We start from the raw sequence: 23265 nt of genomic DNA, 5'->3' as shown, positions 1-23265 counted from the left end.
AATCTCTGATATAGAATTCGGTTATACAGTATGTGTTTATAATTCTATAACTACTTCAATATTCAATCTCCCCTACTCCTCCACCCCTTAGTCCCTACATGATATAAACTCCTCCACTTGCTCCCAAACTTTATCTAATAAACCTGTTGCTGCTGCATCAAACCATTCAATTTCTGGGTACGCTCGAAACCAAGTCCGTTGTCGCTTGGCAAACTGACGAGTATGTAAAACTGTTGCATCTATCGCCTCAGTTAAACTAATATCCCCTGCCAAATATTGTTTCATCTCTGCATAACCCAATGTATCTAACAATGGCAACTCCGCACCATATTTTTCACACAAAAATTTGACTTCCTCCACTAACCCAACTTCCACCATTTTATTAGTCCGATAACGAATACGATCGCCCAAAACTTCCACATCACAGTCTAACCCGATCTGCAAAATAGGATAATTTGGTGGGTTTTCTCCCTGCTGTTGAGAAATGGGTTTCCCACTCACATAAAAAACTTCCAATGCTCGCAAGGTTCGTACCGCATCATTAGGGTGAATTTTTTGAGCAGCAATTCCATCAACTTGTTGTAACATTTCGTAACATTGTTTTTGACCTAAATCTGCTAACTGCGATCGCAACTTTTCATTAGGCCCAACTCTAGGAATCTTTAAACCTTTAACTACTGCCTTAATATATAGACCCGTACCCCCCACTAATAAACTCGGAGATGCCAAATCAGTTTTACTAATTAAATCTTGTGCCTGTTCCTGGTATTCTGCTAGAGTTAAAATCTCCGTGGGTTCACAAATATCTACTAAGTAATGAGGTACTAATTCCCGTTCTGTTGTAGTTGGTTTTGCCGTTCCAATGTTAAAATATTTATACACTTGACGAGAATCTGCGCTGATAATCGCCGATCCTAATCTCTGGCCTAAACCCAAAGCTAATCCAGATTTACCCGTAGCAGTAGGCCCACAAATAGTAATGAGAGAAAAGTCAAAAGTCAAAAGTTAGACAAGTTATTAGTTTCTATATATTATTTATCAAAAAATAATTCAGGTCAACTCTTCGTCGGTTCCCCTACCTAACTCCTTGTTAATTGAAGAAGTCAGAAGTTAAATTTCTAATTGGGGATTCTCATCAACAACTAAAATTAGGCCGATGTTTTATATATTTGGGTCGGCATTCATCCCCACTTCACTTTAACAATTGATAATGAACAATGAACAATGAACAATGAATAAAGAATAATTACCTATCCTTGAAAGAAGAGGATTGAACTTAAGGAAAATATTTTCTTTTGATTTTATTCATAAATGAAGAGGTCTTATCGCAAATTCAGCAATTATCAATTATCCATTATCCATTGATAAGGGTGTCCCGATCGTTTTTTTAGGTGGGAACTTATGTCTAAATTTTTGTTAATTCTGTCTTCTGACTCCTGAATCCCGACTTCTGACTCATGACTACCTACATACCCTAAACAAATTTCTCTTCAAAATAGCCTAGAGTCGCTTTTAAGGCTTTTATGTTATAATTTAGTATAACTTTATCATTTTTTGACAAAAGTTGCGATTAAAGCAAGTATTAGGAGGGATATTGCTATGGCCAGCAGCGATTATGGCGCTGAACAAATACAAGTTCTCGAAGGTCTCGAAGCGGTACGCAAACGACCAGGAATGTACATTGGTACCACAGGGCCTCGTGGACTACATCATCTAATCTACGAAGTTGTCGATAACTCTATCGATGAGGCGCTAGCTGGTTATTGCACCCACATCGAAGTTGATCTGAATGAAGATGGTTCTGTTAAAGTTACAGATGATGGCCGGGGAATTCCAGTAGATACCCATTCTAAAACAGGTAAGTCAGCTTTAGAAACAGTTATGACCGTTCTCCACGCTGGAGGTAAATTTGGTGGTGGTGGTTATAAAGTTTCTGGGGGATTACACGGAGTGGGGGTTTCTGTGGTCAACGCTCTGTCAGAGTGGGTAGAGGTAACGGTTTGGCGTGATAAAAAGACACATATCCAAGGTTATGAGCGTGGCAAACCTACTGATAGGCTGAAATCTAAGTCTAATAAAGAAAAGCGCACGGGTACATCAGTACATTTTCTCCCCGATGAACAAATTTTTACTACAGGTATAGAGTTTGACTACAATACTGTTGTTGGTCGTCTGCGAGAACTAGCATATTTGAATGCAGGTGTCAAGATTACGATCACAGACCACCGCCTAGAATTAATCAAAAGTGATGAACCACGAGTTGAATCTTATTGTTATGAGGGTGGGATTAAGGAATATGTTGTCTACATGAACCGGGAAAAGCAACCTTTGCACGAAGAGGTGATTTTTGTACAAGGGGAAAAGAATGATGTGCAAGTGGAAGTAGCTTTGCAATGGTGTTTAGATGCTTTTAGTGATAATGTTCTCGGTTTTGCCAATAATATTCGGACTATTGATGGTGGTACTCATTTGGAGGGGTTAAAAACTGTTTTAACCAGAACAATGAATGGTATTGCTCGTAAGCGAAATAAACTCAAAGAAAGTGATTCTAATTTAGGTGGTGAAAATGTCCGGGAAGGTTTGACGGCAGTTATTTCTGTAAAGGTTCCTGAACCAGAATTTGAAGGTCAAACTAAGACTAAGTTGGGCAATACTGAAGTTAGAGGTATTGTTGACTCTTTGGTAGGAGAAGTTTTAACTGAATATTTAGACTTTAATCCTCAAATTGCTGATGCAGTTTTGGAGAAGGCTATTCAAGCTTTTAAAGCAGCAGAAGCAGCACGTCGAGCGAGGGATTTAGTTAGGAGAAAATCAGTTTTAGAATCTTCTCCATTACCAGGAAAACTAGCCGATTGCAGTACGAAAAATCCTGAAGAATCCGAAATATACCTTGTGGAAGGAGACAGTGCCGGGGGCTGTAACGATGGCCATCAACAAGTTATTTTAGCTGATGGACGTAGACTTAGCTTTATCGAAATAGTAGCCGAGCAAGCTGAGGGTAAAGAACATTTTTGTTACACAATTAATGAGAGTGGATATGTGGCAATTGAAAGAATAATTAATGCTAGAATGACTAAGAAAAATGCCACAGTTCTTAAGATAACTTTGGATAATGATCAAACTATCATTTGTACTCCAGATCATCCTTTTCTGCTCAGAGATGGTAGTTATAAACCAGCAGCTTTATTAACACCAAATGATGCTTTGATGCCTCTGTATCGAAAGTTATCTCAAAAGAAAAAAAATGGTTGGGGATTAGATGGTTATGAAATGGTTTGGAATCCTAAAAAAGATAGTTGGATTTATACCCATTTGTTAGCAGACTTTTATAACTTGAATGCAGGAGTATATAAGTCAGGAGATGGCAACCATCGTCATCATGTTGATTTTAATAAACTGAATAATAATCCTACCAATATTCAGCGACTTCCAGCAGAGGATCACTTGGCATTACACAGGGAACATCTTGAATTCACTTTACATCGTCCTGATGTTAAGGAAAAAAGTCGTCAAGCTCATACAACTGATGAATTTCGGGCGAAGATGAAGGAACGAATGCAGGAACCTGAGACGCGAGAAATTTTATCACAACAAGCTAAAGCACAGTGGGAAGTTGATGAGTATAAAGCTTTTATGGTTCAGAAATGGCGGGAGTTTTATGATAGCAATGAAGAGTATCGTGAACAAAATCGCGAACAGTTAATGAAAGCACAGCAGGAATATTGGAGTAAAGCTGAGAACTGTGAAGCTCGAGCAGAACAAGTGCGGGATTATTTTGCTAATAACCCAGAAGCACGGGAAGCAGCTTCTGAAGTAGCAAAACAGCAATGGCAAGATGAAGATTTGTTGGAGTGGCGACGGCAAAAAACTAAGGAACAGTGGACTCCTGAATTTCGTGCCAAGCGTCGCGAGGCGTTAAATCAAACTTACTATCGCAAGACTCTTGAGGCGTTGCATAAGGTTTACCAGAGTTCTCGTTTCATAGATTTGGAATTGTATGATATTTATCGTCGTCGCGAGAAGGATAAGTCGATGTTGAAGTTTGAGACTTTCTGCGACCGCTATTTTGGAGGAGACGAATTTTTAGCGCGGGATGCTATTCGTAATTATAATCATCGGGTTGTTTCTATTGAACCTCTGGAAGAGCGACGGGATGTTTACGACATTGAAGTTCCTAATACTCATAACTTTGCTTTAGCTAGTGGAGTTTTTGTGCATAATAGTGCCAAACAAGGTCGCGATCGCCGTTTCCAAGCCATATTACCGTTGCGGGGTAAAATTATCAACATTGAAAAAACGGATGATGCTAGGATCTACAAAAATAATGAAATTCAATCAATGATTACAGCTTTAGGTTTGGGTATCAAAGGTGATGAGTTTGATGTGAGTCAACTACGCTATCATAAAGTAATTATTATGACTGACGCAGATGTTGATGGTGCCCACATCCGCACGTTGTTGTTAACATTTTTCTACCGATATAAACGAGCGTTGGTAGACCAGGGTTATGTATATATTGCTTGCCCTCCTTTATATAAAGTAGAGCGGGGTAGGAATCATTACTATTGTTATAGCGATCGCGAACTCAACCAACTCGTTCAAAATGAGTTTCCTGCTAATGCTAACTATACTATCCAACGGTTTAAAGGTCTCGGTGAAATGATGCCAGGACAACTTTGGGATACGACAATGAATCCAGAAACTCGGACTTTGAAGCAAGTAGAAATTGAAGATGCTGCGGAGGCGGATCGGATATTTACAGTATTGATGGGCGATCGGGTTGCTCCCCGGCGTGAGTTTATTGAAACTTATGGACCAAAATTGAATATTACTGACCTGGATATTTAGTAAAAAATAGGGATGACAAAGGTTCTTTTTGAGCAATTCTCGTAGAGACGTTTCATAGAAATGTCTCTACATTTTTTTTCACATTTATGTCTTGAAGAAAGCAGAAGGCAGAAGGCAGAAGGCAGAGGTCAGAAGGTCTAATACCATTTTGAAAAAAAAATGTTACGAATAATAAGTGTGATTAAAAGACAAGTGCAGGAAATGTCCCTTTGACAGAAAAGAGAATTTATGACCTAAAAACTGGTATTGAAACCATTCCCGTGTGACTTAGTCCTCCTGAGTTCCCCTCCTGAGAGGGGTTAGGGGTGGGTTGATTTCTCAGAAATACCCTAGCTATTTGTAGCAAACATTTATCAATTTGGTATAATTGCTCATGGATAGTCTTCTACACGCCATTGAGTGTCTTATCATCCCATACAATTTTCAACACCCCCGTTGACGGTGGGGTATTAAACCCACAAAAGAAGAGATAATAATATCAACTGATACTATGAAATCTCTACTTTATTCTGCTGCTTCACCCTCCGACTCTGTAGATGACGCTCCCACAGGAGCCATTACACGCGCTAACACTAGGTCTGCTTCTCCTGCCGCTTCTACTCCTTCTGGTAAAGTAATTTGATTTAGCTGAAGAGACTCTCCTAACTTAAGACCTGAGATATCTATATCCAATGTTTCAGGAATTTTATCTGGTTTACATCTGATTGCTAATTCTGTAACAACCTGGTCTAAAATTCCACCATCTACCTTAACTCCTACTGGATCGCCAACAAAATGTATAGGTACTTCTACATCTAAACTTCCATGAGCAGCTACGGAGAAAAAACTTAGGTGAAGAATTAAAGGTTTATAGGGATGAGATTGAACTTCCCGAAGAATAGTTTTGCCACTCCAAGAAATATCAGGAACTTGAAGATCGATAATAGTATTGTTAATAGAGGTATCTTTTAACAACTTTTGTGCTTTTTTAACTTCAATTGTTAATGGAACTGATTCTGTACCTTGATGACCATATAATACTGCAGGAATTAATCCTTCTCGTCTTAGAGCTTTGGTTTTGCTACCTTCAGGTCTTTTTTGACATTCTACTGTAACTTCCATCTTGACTTTTTTCGCTTAGTTTGCTTACTAATTATACCAAAGTTTTGGATACATGACATTGACAATTAATATAATGTTTGTTTAATAGACATAGGCGTGAAAAAGATATAGACTTTTTGCACATAGCAGGCAACAGGCAACAGCTCCGGAAAGCAACAGGGAATAGATTTGTAGGAAAAAGGTACGAAAAATGATTTAGGGAACTGACTTTTACAACTCTAGCTGATATTAAATAAAGGGTAAGTTTATTTTCACCAGATGTCTAATAGCTATTTGGAAAAAACATTCTTCTCACTTCAACAACAAATTTATCTATTTTCCCTACTCCCTTATTTATCAGTATTCAATCGGACTGATAATCTAAAACCTGAACAGATAATTACATTTATAGTCATTTAACTTTAGATTGAAACAAAGATTTCTTGCTATTAGGGAGTTTCAGACGAAAAAACGTCTCATTTTTAAGTTAAACTACTATAATTACATTTTTGAGGCAAGGAAGAAGAAATAAACGGCAATAACGAAAAGCGCTGTAAAAGAACTTTTAGACATTCTAGTTTTACAGCTTATCATAATAAAAAATCTCTTAGGATCGAGGAATCAGATTTTCAATTTTTTATATATTTCTGGATTTTTTACCAAACTTCGGTAGTGGTGCATTGTAATGGTATAACCAGTAGGAGGATCTTGCTCCCGTTCTAAGTTTTGCTTGCCTCAAGGTACCATTACGGCGACAGGATTACCAAATCTTTTATTGTAGAAGGCAGAAGTAAAAATCTTACCTGGTCTAAGTTTTAGATTCTTTAGCTGTCCTAACCTTTGCTTCAACTGCGATAAAATATCTTTGAAGAAGGCAGAAGGCAGAAGGGAAAATTGCTTATTGATTCAAACCCCAAGCCATTTTAAGCACAGTTTAGACAGTGGGGTATTAAACCCGCCACAGAAAAGATAATTATGCTTTTGGCAGAAGTTAGTATCCAGAGGAATAACAGAAATAGAAGAGGTATTAAAAAAACGGCATTGCATCACTAAGGGATGATTTTGATATTTGCCCAAAAATTTGCCATTATTGATCAAAAGTTTGAGTTTCAGCAAATTTAATCATCATCCCGCAACTATGCAACCCCAAAAAAACGGAATAAATTAATATTTAACTTTTACTTTTGCCAGCAGTTTATTATTTGAGTAGGTCAGTAAAGTCAAATAAAAAATAATTTTTGAGAAAAAATGGGAGTTAAACAATTTTTTTCTCCTTCCTTAAACTCTAAATTATTAGTTTGAGATTTCTTTATACCCATCCACATTAAAAACAATTATCATTTATCATTTATAGCCAAATCACATCAAAATCAAATTTGATCGATTAAGAAATAATCGTAGTACCATGGGAACCTAGGAGTGCTCGCTTTGGCCCGTGAATTGGGTCTTCAACTACAATAGTCTGATCACGACTAGCTCCTAAAGACACAATGGCAATAGGTACATTCATTAGCTCTGCCAAAAACCGTAAATAATCCAAAGCTTGCTTGGGTAAATCTTCAAGACTTCTACAATCTATAGTTGGCTTTTGCCAACCAGGTAAAGTTTCATAAATAGGTTCACATTTAGCTAGCTGCAAAGAACTACTGGGAAAATCTTCACAACGCTCACCCTCCATGTCATAAGCTACACATACTTTAATCTCTGGCAACTCATCCAATACATCCAATTTAGTAATTGCCATACAATCCATACCATTAATTCGGACTGCATAACGTCCAATTACCCCATCAAACCATCCACACCGACGTTCACGACCAGTTGTTGTCCCAAATTCTGCACCGCGATCGCGTAGCAATGTCCCTATATCATCTTTAGCTTCCGTGGGAAATGGTCCTTCTCCCACCCTAGTAGTATAGGCCTTCGCCACCCCAATTACTCGGTCAATCATTGTTGGCCCTACTCCCGTACCCACACAAGCACCTCCTGCCACTGGATTTGAGGAAGTAACATAAGGATAAGTACCATGGTCTAAATCCAAGAGAGTACCTTGTGCCCCTTCAAATAAAATATTGCGTCTGTGTTGAATTGCATTGTAGATTTTTAAAGACGCGTCTATAACATTAGGTCTGAGACGCTCTGCATACTCTAGATATTCTTTTACTACCTCATCTGGGTCTAAAGGAGATAGATTATAAAGCTTTTCTAAAATTACATTCTTATAGTTAACTGTCCAATTTATCTGTTCTTTTAATCTATCTGGACTCATCAAATCAATCATCCGAATCCCAGTACGCTCAGACTTATCAGCATAAGTTGGACCAATACCTCTTCCTGTAGTTCCTATTTTTTGACTGCCTCTACGTTCCTCCGATGCCCGGTCTATTAGTCTATGGTAAGGCATTGTCACATGAGCAGCTTGAGAAATCATCAAATTTGATGTGGAAATTCCTAAAGCTTCAACCTGGTCTAATTCTTCAATCAGAACCTTGGGATCGATCACTGTTCCAGAACCAATTATACACTCAGTATCAGGATAAAGAATACCCGAAGGAATTAAGTGTAGTTTAAATGTTTGACCATCAACAACAACAGTATGGCCAGCATTTACTCCCCCCTGGTAACGCACTACCACATCTGCTGACTTGCTCAACAAATCAGTAATTTTTCCTTTTCCTTCATCGCCCCACTGGGCACCTATCACTATTACGTTAGCCAAGGGTCTCCTCTACGGATAGTTAACACAATTTTTTATTATTGCATCAACTAAAAATTATGTCAATTTATTTTTGTTAATTTTTGTTACAATAAGCTAAGGTCGTATGCCTCAAATTCTGGCTGTCATTTAGGGTTCAAATAGCAGGAGTCAGGTAGGGGAGTCGTCGGATTAGCGACGTACAGGATAAATGGGGATTATAAACGAGGTTAGGAAGAAGAATTGTCTGAGATTTTTCAGCTTAGGTCTGCTCAAAATATTAGCTTTTCACTCCTAAGAGCTAGCACTTTAATTTCTGTGAAAAAAGGTTTTTACCTTTAACACTATCTCTCAAATGCTTTTATGCTTAACCAGCAAGCTCTAATTATCAATTGGTAAAGAGGCAAAAATCAGACTATTTGATTTTGTGTTGAAATACTGTTTCGATTCTTTAATCCTAACTAGGTGACTACTGATTTTTTAATCCTAGAAAATACTATTGTTGTCTTAGATAAAATATGGAATTATAGCAACTCCCAAGAAGCGTGAGGTACAAAATTCGTAATTTTTAGTAGGGGCGTTAACGATAGTTATTGGCAAGCTAATGGCCGTTCTACCTGTACAGAAGTAGCGGGTGTGGCACCATGGGGTGCGATAGCTTGAGCTACTCTGATGGTATAACCCTCAGTATTTAGATAACTAACATTTCATTTGTGCAAAACTTATTTAGGACAGCTATATATTACTGAAACTAGGATTACTTATTAATACTTATACTTACAAGGATGAATTAGATTTTTATGGCTTTACACGCAGAATTACATAGACATTTAGGAGGTTCCGTAGTTCCTAGAGTTTTATGGCGATATTTCCAACGCCAAAATGAGGAGCTAGCAAACCGTTTTCCCGAATATCAACAATTTGAAGAATTTTATACCAAACCAAGGAACACATTAGATGAATATTTAGAACTACATACGTTAGTAGAACACGTTCAAACTATTGAGACATTGCCTTACTTTATTTATCGCTTAATTCGAGGTGCTTATACATTTGAAAATTTAGCTTATTTAGAGTTACGTTATACACCTTACTTGAGAACTCCAGACCATTTATCTCAGTCTGAACGTATAGATTTAATGTCAGAAATAGTTACAACTGTGGGTAAGGCAAGTCAACAAAATGAATACCCGATTGTTACTAGCCAAATTTTATGTATGCACAGTAGGTTACCCTCTGAAGTTAATCAAGCAATTGTAGATTTAGCAGTGCAAATGCCAGAATATGTATGTGCTATAGATTTAGCTGGTGGAGATAATCATTATGGCGAACGTATAGATGAGTTTATTAAACTATATAAATATGCGCGCTCCCAGGGGGTAAAAACTACTGGACATATTTATGAAACTCCCAACGGTTGTCATCCAGAATTACTACCTTATTTAATGCGAATTGGTCATGGAATTCAAATTCCTTTAAAACATCCAGAACTATTAAAAGAAGTAGCTAACAAAGGGCAATGTTTAGAAGTTTGTCCAACTACTTATTTCAAAACAGGTACTATGGATAATATGAGTCAGTTAAAGACAGTATTTGACCAATGTTTTGATGCAGGAGTAGATATTGCTATTTGTACAGATAATGCTGGTTTACATAATGTACGTTTGCCGTTTGAATATGAGAATTTACTAACCTTAGATGTGATTGATTTTCGACAACTACAAGCTTGTCAAAATGCAGCATTTCGTCATGCTTTTGCTTGGCCTCATAGTAAGCGACCAGAGGAAATGTTAACAGGATTATTACAGCCAGAACCTATAGTTGCAGGAGCCGTAAATTCTAATCTAGCATAAAACATAAAAGTAAAAAGTACATTTCTAAGGCAGCTTCACTCTATAAGTAGGCTGTTTTTTTATCTAATATGAAATAGGCCGGAATTTATCAATTTATCTTTTTATTTAAAGGAACATCTCCTTTTAACTGGAGTTGTTTTAAACCTTAATTATTCGGTAAAGTCTTTTAACCGCCCTTATTATTCGTGACATTCTTTTTTCACAGTTGGTGTTAGTAATAGCAATTATTCAATATAATTCCACAAAAAATAACTTAGAAATTAATACCTAGAAGGAATCTCTCCAATCCTATTTGTGATCTATATCTATTATTATTTTCCTTTTTTTTCAGTAGAACATGGTAAATTTTGGGCGCTATGTATCAAATTGTAAATTAACTCAAAAGTTGATCTTCATTGCTTTTAGGGGTTTTTTGATTAAAAATGCAACATCTTTTTTTTAGCCTGCTCTACTTACTCTTCCTTCTTCTTTCTTACTTCTTACTTACCTTTGTGACGAAATTTTTCAAACAGAAATTAAAGCTACCCAACCTTGGAAAATAGCCTACATCCTCAAAACAACTCCACAAGAACCTTATTGGAAAGACGTTAAAGAAAGCGCTGAAAAGGCAGCACAAAATTTCAATGTAGATATAAGTATAATTAATTCCGAAAAACCTCAAACAACAGAATTTGTTGAAGACCAAAAAAACCTCAAACAACAGAATTTGTTGAAGACCAAATTATTCTAGTAGCAAATTTAATTGAAACGGAAGAAATAGATGGAATTATTATCGGTTCATCTGATTCAATTCGATTAGTTCCTGCCGTCGAAAAAGCTATTAATTCGGGTATACCAGTTATTGCTATGGATACTCCACTTAATAGCGATCGAATACTAACTTTTGGCTGTTGCCTGTTGCCTAGAGCAATAAAACTTTGTAACTCATCAACTAGAAAACTGCTGTAATATAGCAATTCCCATATTTTGAGGTACAAAATTGGTTTGTTTTAGGGAGTAGGGATTAGGGAGTAGGGAGTAGGGAGTAGTAATTTGGGAAACAGAGGATAGAAAAGAAGAAAAACAACTGTATCTTACTAATTCGAGAAACACTATATACAAATTTCAAAAATATAAAGTGCTATTAAAAAATCATATCAAATCCGTTTAATTCGGTATAAAAAAATGTTCCATCTTCAACCATTACCAAATATTTCCCCATCTCTTCATCTCCCCATCTCTCCGTCTCCCTACCTTCCCACACTCCCCTTATAGGGCCGCAGGGCATTCCGTCTTTAAAGCTCGTGGAGTCCGACGGGGTACCGGGACTGCGAAACGAGAAGCTCACACTTTAGCTTCAGCTTAGTGTCGGAGTATGTCACAAAAAGTACCTATATCTCGAATAATAATTACAAATATAACTAATTTTGCTAAAAAAGCTAGAATGTCACCAGAAAAAGGAATCAATTCCAAGATTTGTGGAAGAGCAAAAAATAATATCAAGAAGCTGACAAAATTCATTATTCTAGAAATTTCATCTCTCTCTCCTTTATATTCTTTTGGAGTAAGGTCAACTTTTTTACTATCTTTATTTGAAACAAATAATTTTGGTACTTTATCTTCCTGAGTTCGTCTTCCCGACAAAAATCGAAATTCTACTTTACTTTTCGGTAAAATTTCTCTGAAAAAATACCTTTTTTTTTACTTCACTTTGCTTAATATCCTCTATCTTAATTTCATCCATACCCATTGAGTTATCATTCAATGGTGGATCAGAAAATTGTTCTAAAATTCCAACATTTGTATGAATAAAATCAAAAGTAATTTCTTCATTTTTAATTACTTTTCTACCAGTATTTTCAATATTGCAAGAGATGAGATACAAATCTACAAGCTCATAATCTTCACCATAAAGGATACTAATATTTTTCTGACCAATATCTTTTTTTGAACTCTAAAACACTCGATATATTTGTTGTATAGGAAAGCTCCATAGGTTTATGTCATAATTTAATTAAAATGGTATGAGTTTCCAAATTTGTAATATTAAGCTCTCCCATTTTAATTAAATCTGATGAAATTCGCTATAGCTGACAACTAATAACTGTTAACTGATAACTAAATAAACTGTTAACTAATTATCCACTGCCGAGTACCGAAATATTTACAAGAATGAGCAGCAATATTAGCAGCATTTGCCAAAGCTTCTGTAAATTCCCCATCAAAAATATAGTGACAAAAAGCTCCATGAAAAATATCACCAGCACCTAAAGTATCAACAGCATTAATTTTTGGAACTTCCACATTACCAAACTTACCTTGACTCAAATATTTGATAGGTTTTTCTCCTTGAGTAATGGCAATATGTGGAATATTTTGATTTGCTAAATAGGTAAAAACTTCCTCTTGACTCTCACAGTTAGGAGGATAAAAATTAGCAGAACAAATAGCATAATCAACAAAAGGTAAAATTTCCTCAAATCCTGGTTTCCAACTACCACCATCTATAACAATAGGAATATTTTTTGACTGAGCAATTCGAGCAACTTCTAAACTCGCTGCCATTTGATGACCGTCGATTAAAAGAATATCAATATTATTAATAATATCTGGGTCAATCAATTCTTTTGAGATTTGAGACTTAGTAGCATTGATAGAAATTACAGCGCGATCGCCTGTCTTTTGAGTAGTAATAATTGATGAAACTGGTGGTGGTTCGGAACGATTTTTATCTAAGTCTTGTATCGTGACATTCTGCTTTTCTAAATCTGCTCTAATTAGGTGAGTTATCGGATGATTTCCTAGCCCACAGAGAAGAGTTGTTTGATTATCAAAGTAGCTAAATGTTACCGCTGCATTTGTGGCAGGTCCCCCTGCTGTAATAGTATAATCGGCAGCAACAATTTTTTGATTTTTTTCGGGATAAGTTGTTGTGAGATAAAGTAAATCTAAGGTTATTAATCCCACAAATAGTCCGGTTTTAGTCACTTTTTATTTCTGCTTTAGCAACTTCAAAAAATATATTGACAGTATTCAAAATAAAATCAAAGAGCGTGTCAGACAAATTGATAAATGTTTGCTAAAAATACCCAGTTTTTTTCTAGTAATTATACGAAATCAGGTTTAGTCTGATTGCTATATTATGATTATTATTTGAGTAAACGTAAACCACTTAATGTTACTAAAACTGTAGACCCTTCATGACCGAGTACTCCAAGAGGCATATTGATATTTCCAGTAAAGTTAGCGACTAATAATAGGAAAATAAACCCAATAGCAAAAGTAATATTTTGCTTAATAATACGATTAGCGCGACGACCTAAATTTATAGCTTCTACTAATTTTTCTAAATTGTCTGCCATTAATACAATATCTGCCGATTCTAAAGCAACATCACTACCTGCATTACCCATAGCAATACCAACTGTAGCTAGGGATAAAGCGGGAGCATCATTAATACCATCTCCTACCATTGCTACATTTCTATTTTGTTGTTGCAAGCGCTTAATTACTGTTAATTTCTCTTCTGGTAATAATTCATAAAAGTTTCCAGAGCGCCACTAATAGCAAAAATTAAAATTAGCACTGCTCCATCAATTATTAAGTGATACTCTTGTTGCCATAAACCTAAAAAAGCAGCTCCCAAAGCAGCAACAATCATCAATAAATCAACATCTAATTCTTTTTCTGACCAGAGAGTTGTTATACCTTCTTTAGCACTTTCATAACCACCAATTACATAAGCTGTTGCTAGAATTAATAGTGCTAAAGCAACCCAATTAATTTGTAAACAAAACCAACTCAAAAAAATCAGTACAGCACAGGTTCCCGCAGCAAATGCTTCTGGATAATATTGAGCAAGTTGGAGGTATTGAGGCAGAGAAAAATTTTTCTGATTCATCATAGTTAAAGATAGTTTTTACTAAGTTTTTTGGCAACATAGTTATGATTACTTCTCACTGTTAAGGGAATGTAATCTAGTAGTGACTTTTTATTCTATCTGAATTTTTAAATTGCTTTTACCTGATAACTGATAACTGATAACTGAAATTACCCCATCCAAAATCAATAGCTAACTGAATTCTGACATTAGCATAATAATATAGACATATTCATAAAATCAATAATAATTTTATTTTCATATATTTTTCTCATTTTAATTATCGGTTTAATACCCCACCGTCTAAACAGTGTTCAAAATTGTTTGGGGTTATAATCCTGATGCAATTTTCCCTCCTGACTCCTTCTTCAATCAAAATATCTTGCATGAGTATCTCTTGTCTACTTCAGCCAAAAATCTATATCTTTTTCACGTTTATGTCTAATAATTATGTATGGTTACAGCACTTTTTAGAATAGTGAGGTACGCTTTTAAGGCTAATCTTTTTTTCCCTACTCCCTACTCCCTACTCCCTACTCCCTACTCCCTAAAGTCCTAAAATTTTGTACCTCATCAACTACAAAACTGCTGTAAGTGTTCATGTTCTATTGAGGATAGCTATAGCTAAGTGGTAATTTTGATATAGGGTTTCTCAACCTAATTAGGTACACTTATCTTTATTTGTTTTCTATTCCCTGTTCCCTATTCCCTAGAACCAACAAATTTTGTAGCTCACTCTTTTTGGGAATTGCTATAAAATAGATTTATTAGTAAGAAATTGGTGTATCTAAAAAATCAAAAAAAGTGAATAAATTAATAATAGACTTTAGCTACCCAATAATGCCATCTCATCTTAAATTACGACCCTATCAAGAACAAGCTATTAATAATTGGTTTACAAATAGAGGTAGGGGAATTTTGAAGATGGCAACAGGTAGTGGAAAAACAATAACTGCCTTAGCGATCGCTACTCAACTTTATCAAAAAATTGCTTTACAAGCATTAATTGTTATTTGTCCTTATCGTCATTTAGTAACTCAATGGGGAAGAGAATGTGAAAAATTTTCTCTCCAACCAATTCTCGCTTTTGAGAATGTACATACTTGGCAAAATCAACTTTCTACTACACTTTATAATATTCATTCTGGCTATGAAGAATTTATTACTGTTATTACTACAAACTCTACTTTTATTTCAGATAGTCTCCAATCTCAAATTAAATATTTTCCTGAAAAAACTCTGATTATTGGGGATGAAGCACATCATTTAGGTTCGCCCAAGTTAGAGAAGAGTTTACCAAAAAATATTGGTTTAAGACTTGCTTTATCTGCTACACCAGAAAGATATTTTGATGACCAAGGAACTACAGCGATTTTAGATTATTTTGGTGAAGTATTACAGCCTGAATTAACTTTGGCTGATGCGATTAGACAAGGTGCTTTAGCTCGTTATCTTTATTATCCAATTTTAGTAGAATTGACTGAAGCAGAAAGTCGCGCTTATGCAAAATTAACCTCGAAGATTGGTTGGGTATTATTATTATCAGAAAAAGAAAATGTAGAGATAGAAAAAGAAGACTTAACTGCTTTATTAATTCAGCGTTCCCGTTTAGTTGCTTCAGCCACAAATAAATTAACAGCATTAAAAGCATTAATGGCTAATCGTTTACAAACCAGTCATACTTTATTTTATTGTGGGGATAGTTCCGTAGAAACTGAAGATATTTCAAATTTAAGACAAATGGAAGCAGTGGTAAGAATATTAGGTTATGAATTAGGTTATCGAGTTAATACTTATACTACTGAAACTTCAATTAAAAAAAGAGAAAAATTAAGGCAACAATTTGAAAATGGAGAATTGCAAGGTTTAGTAGCAATTAGATGTTTAGATGAAGGGGTAGATATACCAGCAATTAAAAATGCAGTTATTTTAGCAAGTAGTCAAAATCCTCGACAGTTTATTCAGAGAAGAGGCAGAATTTTACGACCTCATCCAAGTAAGGAAAGGGCAACTTTATTTGATATGATTGTTTTACCTCCAGATATGGGTAGAAGTACCTTGGAAGTAGAAAGAAATTTACTGAGAAAGGAGTTGAAAAGGTTCTTAGAATTTGCCGATTTAGCAGATAATTCTGGGGAAGCTAGGAGAAAGTTATTAAACATTCAAAAAAGATATGGATTATTAGATATTTAATATCATGTCCAGATAATTAGCGATCAAAAACTTTCTCCTTTTCCTCCTCTTCTTTCTTACCGAATTATTAATTATTAATTATTAATAATTAAATAATTCTGGTTTAAAGCCTCCCCTTTTAAGGGGAAAAAATAAATAATATTTCTTTATATTCAATCCTCTCGGTTTTAACCAGAGGTAATTATCAATTATCAATTATCCATTATCAATGAATGAATTCTTGCTTCTTGCTTCTTTCTTCCCTCCTAACTCCTAACTCCTGTTCCCTTTTTGGCTTTATTCAAAATTGAAATGCACCCAAAATGTTCTAGTATTAACTAAATCTATTCTCCTCTTTCTTTTTCATCATTAAATAAGCTTTTTCTGCTTGTCTTTGTTTCTCCAGTGTCAATTCCTTGATCCTATAATTTAGTCCTTGCAATTCAGGATTTGGGGAAATTCCAGCCGGAATTGTTTGACTATCAGCTAATATCTCTTGAGCAGTTTTTACATAAAGATCGAACTCGAATAAATAACTGTAGGCTTTCAAGGCCCAAATAGAGTCAAATTGAAACGGGTCAATGATTCTTTGAGACTTAATAATTAGTCCTGTGTCAACACCTTGATCGATGTAATGGATGGTTACTCCCACAACTTCCCTAAATTTATTGACATCTTGGAGAATGGCAATATTCTCTACTGAATACATTCCACGACCATAGGGTAAAATGGCAGAATGACAATTGAACAGTTGGGATTGTGTCATTTCTATCCACCACGGTTTGAGGATTTGAGTTACGCAAACAAAAATTAAAGGTGCAGAATCTTTTGATGCTTCTATGAGCCATTCTTTTGCATAGACTCCATTCAAATTATCTCCAAGAAATATGGTTTGAGAATATCCAGTACTCGAGTACGGTGCTATACCATCACGTTCGATCATCGCCTGCTCAGTCGGCTCAATGTTAGGATATAAATCTGTCAAAGCTTGATAAATTTCATCTGTCAAATGTTTTTGACCAGAATACTGAGCGTGGAAAGCATTTCTAGCTTTAAGTAAACTTTCGGGTTGAACTTTTTCCTTGACGATCACTCCCTGGAAGTTTGGCAAATCTCCAAACGCTTCAATCCATTTTGATACCAAATAAGAGCAAAGAATATTCGTATCTACCAATAAGTAAAATTTTTTATGGTTCATGGATGCACCTTACTAACAACATATATTTGGGATTTAAGCTGAGTCTGAAAAAGCTGAATGACGGATATCTATAAATCTACACAAGAATATAATGGAATGCCTACAATAAATTCGCTCATAATCAAAATTCTATTTATAATACCATCTAATAATTATAGGCAAATAATAAACCTCTTGCAAAAGTTTTAATTAAATCAATTCAATAGATGAAATCAACAATTTAATCTCCCTATTCCCTATTCCCTATTCCCTGACTTATGCAAGAATTATAATATATAAATAAAAAGTGTTTTCGATAATATTTGTTGGTGTCTAAACCGGATTTAGTATAATATCTACCACCTAACACCTAGTAACCCAATATAATAATACCAACTTCATAAACTTAGGGGTAGTACAGTTTTTTTCACAAATAGTTTACTATAATTTTGTTGAACTGTATTATTACCGGATTGGTTTATAAATAAAAATGTGAAAATCTTTAGGATATAGGCAATATGAAAAGATTAGATATAATTAATATCATACTAATATATTGAAATAATTTTATCTTGCTTCAATATTTCAGTTATCAAGTAATAAATAAGATTCAGCAATGTTTTTTAACGATTATAGGAAAAGAGCAAAGATATTTTCATGCCTAAAAACACTACTCCCTACTCCCTACTCTTTACTCCCTACTCCCTGCTCCCTCCTGAAATTCAAATGACTTCAAAATACTCAGACAAACTAACCACAAAAATATCAATAATTTTTTCAGAAAAACATTCAAAGTATGACATTAAAACTCAAGCAAAACTGAATAACATTCAAGAACCAATTACTACCGCACCCCCAGAAGTAAAGCAAATTATTGGGCGAGTATTACAACTAGAAAAAGACCGACTTTATAAAAAAACACCCCGGATAAACGATGATATTCTCAAAATTATTAAAGAAGCGGTGCAATGAAATTAATTTCCATTATCCTGTGTAACTTTCGTCAGTTTTACGGAAAAACACCAGAAATAATTCTGGCATCAGGCCAGAAAAATACAACAATTATTCATGGCAATAATGGTGCAGGTAAAACAACCATAATGAACGCCTTTACTTGGGTACTTTATGAAAAATTTAGCGCCGCTTTTATAATAGAAACTCAACTGGTAAATAAACGAGCAATTACAGAAGCAAAACTTGGTAAAGCCATAGCTTGTTGGGTAGAAATTGTATTTGAACATGATAATAAATGGTATCAAGCCAAACGTTTATCTCGAGCTTATCGCAATGAAAAAAATGAAATTGAACATGGTAAAAGTGAATTATATATGCAGATAGCTGGAGATGACGGACGTTGGTCTCCACCTCCAGAACATCCTGATGATATTATTGGTAGAATTTTGCCAGAAAGTTTACATAGATATTTCTTTTTTGACGGAGAAAGAATTGAGTATATTGTTAGAGACGACCGGAAAAGTGAAATAGCAGAAGCGACGAAAGAATTATTAGGAATTGAAGTATTAAATCGTTCTGTTAGACATTTAGGGGAGGCAAAAAAATCCTTAGAAACTGATTTGAGATTAATTGGTAATCCTGAAACTAAAAAACTGCTGAAAGAAAAAAATCAAATTGAACAAGAAATTAACAAATTATCAAAACGCCAAACAGAGATAGAGAAAGAATTACAAGATCATCGAGAAGTTAAGAAAGAAATTAGTAGTCGTTTAGTGGAATTTAAAGGTGCAGAAGGATTACCCCAACAAAAAGACCAATTAAACATCCAGATAGTATCAATCAAAGAACAAATATTACAAGCTCATCAGGGATTAAAAAGAGTCATATCAACTCGTGGTTATATGGTTTTTTTGTCAGATGCCATAGAAAAATTCCGAGAACTTTTTGGTAATTTAAAAGAAAAAGGTGAGTTGCCCATAGGAATCAAAAGACAGTTTGTACAACAGTTATTAGAAAAACAACGTTGTATTTGTGGAGCAGAATTAACTATAGATTCTCTAGGGAGAAAATCAGTAGAAAAATGGATGGAAAAAGCCGAAATTGCTGATGTAGAAGAAACCGCAATTAGAATGAGTATACAGATAGATGAAATTGATAAACAAGTACTAGAGTTTTGGGATGAAGTCGATCGACAACAAGCTAATATCGAAAAATTGCGTCATCAACTTTCACGGGTTGAAAATGAGTTAGAGTCAGTTCAAAAAAAACTACGAAGTTATCCAGATGAAGATATTCAGCAGTTACAAAAACGGTTAGATGAAATAGAAATTAAGGTAGGAAACTTAAACCGAGAAACTGGGTCAAATGCTCTACAGCTAGAAACTTTAAATAAAGAAATTAAAATCTTAGATAAACAACTTGATAAACAACAAATGAATGAATTAAAACAAGTTTTAGCCCAAAGGCGAATTGCAGCTACTCAAGATGCTATCAATAGATTGATAGAAGTCCGAGCGCGTCTAGAAAAACAGTTTAGAGTTTCTTTAGAAAAACGAGTACAAGAGTTATTTTCAGAAATTTCTTTTACTCCCTATATTCCTAAATTGAATGAAAATTATGAATTAACTTTAGTAGAAAATACTGGTGGAGAAGATGCTTTAGTTGCCGCTTCTACAGGAGAAAATCAAATCCTCAGTTTGGCATTTATTGGTAGTATTATTGACGAAGTAAGAATCTGGAGTCAAAAAAATACTTTAATGGGACCCGATAGTAGCACTTTTCCCATAGTAATGGATTCTCCTTTTGGCAGTTTAGATGAAATTTATCGCAGACAAATTGCTAATATTATTCCTCAATTAGCAAATCAATTAGTTGTATTGGTAACTAAAACTCAATGGCGAGGTGAAGTAGCGGAAGAAATGGCTGATTATATTGGCAGAGAATATGTGCTTTCTTATAATTCTCCAAAATTAGATTGTGAAGAAGATGCTATTCAGTTAAGTGGAGAATCTTATCCTTTGGTAAAACGTAGTCCGAATGAGTTTGAATATACAGAAGTGCTTGAGGTAGATTATGATTAAACTCTAAATAGTAGAATATATAGTAGTCGAAGGAAAGGTTAGAACATATCAAAAGTTTAAAACTCAGACAACGCAAGATTTTTCCTTTTTCCTTCTTACTTCTTCCTTCTGCTATAACTATACAGTTTCACAGAAGTCATCCATCAATTGTCTAATTATGAGAAAAACTTTCCTCCGGAAATACTACGCAAACAACTAGGTAAGACATACTCAAGACATTCATCCTTTAAAATTCCATGAACACCTAAACTTTGATTGAAAATAATTTCAGATGATTATTTCACCTCATTAGATATGACCGAAAAATTTTGGCCTCAAGGTTCCCTTTTTAAGGAGATAAAAAAGAGAATATTCAATATTTAAAGCTTCTTGCTTTCCTACGGAATGCTGCGCAAACAGCTAGAGGTACTTTTAACGCAGTTCTTCCAGCAGGAGGCTAACTGATAACTGAAATTACATTATTTATGTGAATTAGTATTAGTAATATCAATTCAAGTTGTTAAGTGGAGATATTTTAGAGTAATCTCACCCTTTTTATCTTGCATTTATACATAAGATTATTCCGTTATCGCTGTGCTCGTTTGTGCAGCATGACCTAAGAAAGTCAGAAATAGGAACTCACCAAGTCAGAAGTTTTTCGCACAATCATTTTCGGTAATAAAATCTCTATTTTTAGACTGAGAAATATAGTGACATGACCCCGCTATAAATTTTATTTTAGCGGTTAAAAATTAGTGGTGAGCAACAATCTCCCACTAATTTTAACTTCTAACTTTCAGTCCGAATGCTCCGCAAACACACTTCTGATTTTTGACTTCTTGAATATAGCTCCTCGGAAAGAGGTAAAATAGTCAAATGTTACACAAAAGAGAAATTATGATACATAATATTCAAGATATTGAAGGCATGAACTCTGTATATGCTGAAAAATTAATAGAAGTAGGTATTACTAATGTTGCAGAACTATTAGAAAAATGTTCTTCTCTCGCAGGAATAGAAGAATTGGAGCAAGCTACTTCTATTGAAAAAGACCTGATTATTCAGTGGGTAAATTTTGCTGATTTATCACAAATTAAAGGAGTAGATCGGGAATATTTTTCCCTATTATCAGCTTTGGGAATACATACAATTTCTGAATTAAAAAATCGGTTTCCTGAAACACTCCACTATCAGATGATGAAGCTTAACCATCAAAAACAACTCGTGCAACGCTTACCTAGTTTAAGTATGGTTAGAAGTTGGGTTGCTCAGGCAACAAATCTTCAAAGAAAAAGTGCCCATAACAATGTGCCAACTACTAAATTACCATTAAAAAAATGGTCTATAGATTGGTCTGATTAAGAAAAAAGGTAGTGGTAAACAAATAATGATTTTTGAAGTTTAACTCCCAACAATTAAAGGAATATACTAACTAATATCCTGATATCTTTAGGACTAAGAGAAAAAACAGCAACCCTACAGCTTAAAGTTAAAAAAAATCTAGCGAGAAACCCCACAACTTTTCATTTTGGTAAGCACCTAAAAAAATTGCCAAGGTTTTTTGCCTTGCATTGCTCAAATAATTGTGAGAAGATTTAACTATAAGGGTTAACTTGCCTATGCGCTTGACTTTTTATTCAATCAAGAAATATCTATGAAATAGTCTGGAGAAATAAAAGACACAAATTTGACATCCTCTCCCGGTAAATCGGAGATGATACTGGGAGTGCTCAAAGCTGCTTTTTTGATAGAAGTGATCGCTAATAAAGAAAAACCCCACAATTTGTCATTCTGTGAAGCACCTAAAAAATAGCCCAGTTTTTTTGCCTTGCATTGCTCAAATAATTGTGAGAAGATTTAACTATAAGGGTTAACTCGCCTATACGCTTGACTTTTTATTCAATCAAGAAATATCTATGAAATAGTCTGGAGAAATAAAAGACACAAATTTGACATCCTCTCCCGGTAAATCGGAGATGATACTGGGAGTGCTCAAAGCTGCTTTTTTGATAGAAGCGATCGCTAATAAAGAAAAATCCCATAATTTATCATTCTGTGAAGCACCTAAAAAATGCCCAGGTTTTTTGCCTTGCCTTGCTCAAATAATTGTGAGAAGATTTAACTATAAGGGTTAACTCGCCTATGCGCTTGACTTTTTATTCAATCAAGAAATATCTATGAAATACTCAGCACTCACTGCCACAAACAGTCTAGAGAAATAAAAGACCCAGATATAATCAGATTTGAGGTAATTTTTATTAGTTATTGATTGATAGCGATGTAGCTACCGCACTTGCTCCGCCAACGCTCTATTGAAAAACCGGAAAAATTTTCATCTTGTGAAGCACCTAAAATCATCAAGCAAGATTGTTTGCCTTGCCTTGCTCAAATAATTGTGAGAAGATTTAATTATAAGGGTTAATATCAAATCCGGTAGCATCGGTATAAAAAAATTAAACCTGATAAATTAAGGGATGAATAGTAAGAGTTGGGCGATCGCCATGCCGAGATTGTTAAAGCTAGAACCACACAAAAGTATCGAAGAGTTGGAAAAACTCTACCGACAA

Annotated in this window: 16 protein-coding genes and 1 pseudogene; 8 read left to right on the top strand and 9 right to left on the bottom strand. The window is 34.9% G+C overall.

Annotated elements, in window-relative coordinates; translation table 11 throughout:
- Positions 1-87 precede the first annotated feature (87 nt).
- Positions 88-1002, bottom strand: coding sequence for a tRNA (adenosine(37)-N6)-dimethylallyltransferase MiaA (miaA, locus tag F6K06_RS15010; RefSeq protein WP_287241895.1), 915 nt, complete (start codon positions 1000-1002; stop codon positions 88-90).
- 597 nt (positions 1003-1599) lie between these two features.
- Between miaA and gyrB the strand changes: the two genes are divergently transcribed.
- A complete protein-coding gene (gene gyrB / locus F6K06_RS15005) occupies positions 1600-4848 on the top strand; it encodes a DNA topoisomerase (ATP-hydrolyzing) subunit B (protein ID WP_287241892.1) in 3249 nt (1082 codons plus the stop codon).
- A gap of 504 nt (positions 4849-5352) precedes the next feature.
- Here the strand turns inward: gyrB and F6K06_RS15000 are convergent.
- Complete coding sequence (locus tag F6K06_RS15000; protein ID WP_124145383.1) at positions 5353-5949, bottom strand: 50S ribosomal protein L25/general stress protein Ctc; 597 nt, start codon at positions 5947-5949, stop codon at positions 5353-5355.
- Between the two features lie 1363 nt (positions 5950-7312).
- Complete coding sequence (locus F6K06_RS14995; protein ID WP_124145382.1) at positions 7313-8647, bottom strand: adenylosuccinate synthase; 1335 nt, start codon at positions 8645-8647, stop codon at positions 7313-7315.
- Positions 8648-9423: 776 nt separating this feature from the next.
- Here F6K06_RS14995 and F6K06_RS14990 point away from each other — a divergent pair.
- Entirely contained in the window at positions 9424-10476 is a 1053-nt protein-coding gene (locus tag F6K06_RS14990) for an adenosine deaminase (protein ID WP_124145381.1), read from the top strand.
- A gap of 692 nt (positions 10477-11168) precedes the next feature.
- Here the strand turns inward: F6K06_RS14990 and F6K06_RS14985 are convergent.
- Positions 11169-11432: a hypothetical protein gene (locus F6K06_RS14985; RefSeq protein ID WP_161564566.1), complete on the bottom strand. Its 264-nt coding sequence runs from the start codon at positions 11430-11432 to the stop codon at positions 11169-11171.
- A 398-nt stretch (positions 11433-11830) separates the two neighbouring features.
- Between F6K06_RS14985 and F6K06_RS14980 the strand changes: the two genes are divergently transcribed.
- On the top strand, positions 11831-12082 hold the full coding sequence (locus F6K06_RS14980; protein WP_124145380.1) for a hypothetical protein: 252 nt from the start codon (positions 11831-11833) through the stop codon (positions 12080-12082).
- A gap of 33 nt (positions 12083-12115) precedes the next feature.
- On the opposite strand, the gene F6K06_RS14975 is transcribed toward F6K06_RS14980, so the two are convergent.
- The 4 genes and pseudogenes from F6K06_RS14975 to F6K06_RS14960 form a co-directional block, all read right to left on the bottom strand.
- Positions 12116-12340 (bottom strand): hypothetical protein, encoded by a 225-nt coding sequence (locus tag F6K06_RS14975; protein WP_124145379.1) that lies wholly within the window; start codon positions 12338-12340, stop codon positions 12116-12118.
- A 245-nt stretch (positions 12341-12585) separates the two neighbouring features.
- Positions 12586-13443 (bottom strand): sugar kinase, encoded by an 858-nt coding sequence (locus F6K06_RS14970; RefSeq protein ID WP_124145378.1) that lies wholly within the window; start codon positions 13441-13443, stop codon positions 12586-12588.
- Positions 13444-13604: 161 nt separating this feature from the next.
- Positions 13605-13994, bottom strand: a pseudogene (locus tag F6K06_RS14965) (HAD-IC family P-type ATPase); the annotation flags it as partial.
- Positions 13970-14359: a hypothetical protein gene (locus F6K06_RS14960; protein ID WP_287241886.1), complete on the bottom strand. Its 390-nt coding sequence runs from the start codon at positions 14357-14359 to the stop codon at positions 13970-13972. The gene F6K06_RS14960 and the pseudogene F6K06_RS14965, both read right to left, overlap by 25 nt.
- Before the next feature lie 816 nt (positions 14360-15175).
- On the opposite strand from F6K06_RS14960, the gene F6K06_RS14955 reads away from it, so the two are divergent.
- The gene (locus F6K06_RS14955; RefSeq protein WP_124145409.1) at positions 15176-16528 is read left to right on the top strand and encodes a DNA phosphorothioation system restriction enzyme; all 1353 of its coding nucleotides are present in this window, start codon (positions 15176-15178) and stop codon (positions 16526-16528) included.
- 313 nt (positions 16529-16841) lie between these two features.
- On the opposite strand, the gene F6K06_RS14950 is transcribed toward F6K06_RS14955, so the two are convergent.
- A complete protein-coding gene (locus F6K06_RS14950) occupies positions 16842-17705 on the bottom strand; it encodes a formyltransferase family protein (RefSeq protein WP_287241884.1) in 864 nt (287 codons plus the stop codon).
- 705 nt (positions 17706-18410) lie between these two features.
- Here F6K06_RS14950 and F6K06_RS14945 point away from each other — a divergent pair.
- From F6K06_RS14945 to F6K06_RS14930, 4 genes are all read left to right on the top strand, one after another.
- Positions 18411-18656 (top strand): hypothetical protein, encoded by a 246-nt coding sequence (locus F6K06_RS14945; RefSeq protein ID WP_124145373.1) that lies wholly within the window; start codon positions 18411-18413, stop codon positions 18654-18656.
- A complete protein-coding gene (locus tag F6K06_RS14940; RefSeq protein ID WP_124145372.1) occupies positions 18653-20719 on the top strand; it encodes an AAA family ATPase in 2067 nt (688 codons plus the stop codon). The genes F6K06_RS14945 and F6K06_RS14940 overlap by 4 nt, the downstream gene beginning before the upstream one ends.
- 876 nt (positions 20720-21595) lie before the next feature.
- Complete coding sequence (locus tag F6K06_RS14935) at positions 21596-22060, top strand: DUF4332 domain-containing protein (RefSeq protein ID WP_161564565.1); 465 nt, start codon at positions 21596-21598, stop codon at positions 22058-22060.
- Between the two features lie 614 nt (positions 22061-22674).
- The gene (locus tag F6K06_RS14930; protein WP_287241881.1) at positions 22675-22833 is read left to right on the top strand and encodes a hypothetical protein; all 159 of its coding nucleotides are present in this window, start codon (positions 22675-22677) and stop codon (positions 22831-22833) included.
- The last annotated feature ends 432 nt before the right edge of the window (positions 22834-23265 follow it).

The sequence above is a fragment of the Okeania sp. SIO1H4 genome, assembly GCF_010672695.1.
Classification (GTDB): Bacteria; Cyanobacteriota; Cyanobacteriia; order Cyanobacteriales; family Microcoleaceae; genus Okeania; species Okeania hirsuta.
This window is presented reverse-complemented; position numbering and strand designations above follow the sequence as displayed.

Excerpts from the sequence above, each read along its gene's own strand:
- gyrB (WP_287241892.1), top strand. The coding sequence starts at position 1,600 with ATGGCCAGCAGCGATTATGGCGCTGAACAAATACAAGTTCTCGAAGGT.
- F6K06_RS15000 (WP_124145383.1), bottom strand. The coding sequence starts at position 5,949 with ATGGAAGTTACAGTAGAATGTCAAAAAAGACCTGAAGGTAGCAAAACC.
- F6K06_RS14990 (WP_124145381.1), top strand. The coding sequence starts at position 9,424 with ATGGCTTTACACGCAGAATTACATAGACATTTAGGAGGTTCCGTAGTT.
- F6K06_RS14980 (WP_124145380.1), top strand. The coding sequence starts at position 11,831 with ATGTCACAAAAAGTACCTATATCTCGAATAATAATTACAAATATAACT.
- F6K06_RS14960 (WP_287241886.1), bottom strand. The coding sequence starts at position 14,359 with ATGATGAATCAGAAAAATTTTTCTCTGCCTCAATACCTCCAACTTGCT.
- F6K06_RS14955 (WP_124145409.1), top strand. The coding sequence starts at position 15,176 with ATGCCATCTCATCTTAAATTACGACCCTATCAAGAACAAGCTATTAAT.
- F6K06_RS14950 (WP_287241884.1), bottom strand. The coding sequence starts at position 17,705 with ATGAACCATAAAAAATTTTACTTATTGGTAGATACGAATATTCTTTGC.
- F6K06_RS14945 (WP_124145373.1), top strand. The coding sequence starts at position 18,411 with ATGACTTCAAAATACTCAGACAAACTAACCACAAAAATATCAATAATT.
- F6K06_RS14940 (WP_124145372.1), top strand. The coding sequence starts at position 18,653 with ATGAAATTAATTTCCATTATCCTGTGTAACTTTCGTCAGTTTTACGGA.
- F6K06_RS14935 (WP_161564565.1), top strand. The coding sequence starts at position 21,596 with ATGATACATAATATTCAAGATATTGAAGGCATGAACTCTGTATATGCT.
- F6K06_RS14930 (WP_287241881.1), top strand. The coding sequence starts at position 22,675 with ATGATACTGGGAGTGCTCAAAGCTGCTTTTTTGATAGAAGCGATCGCT.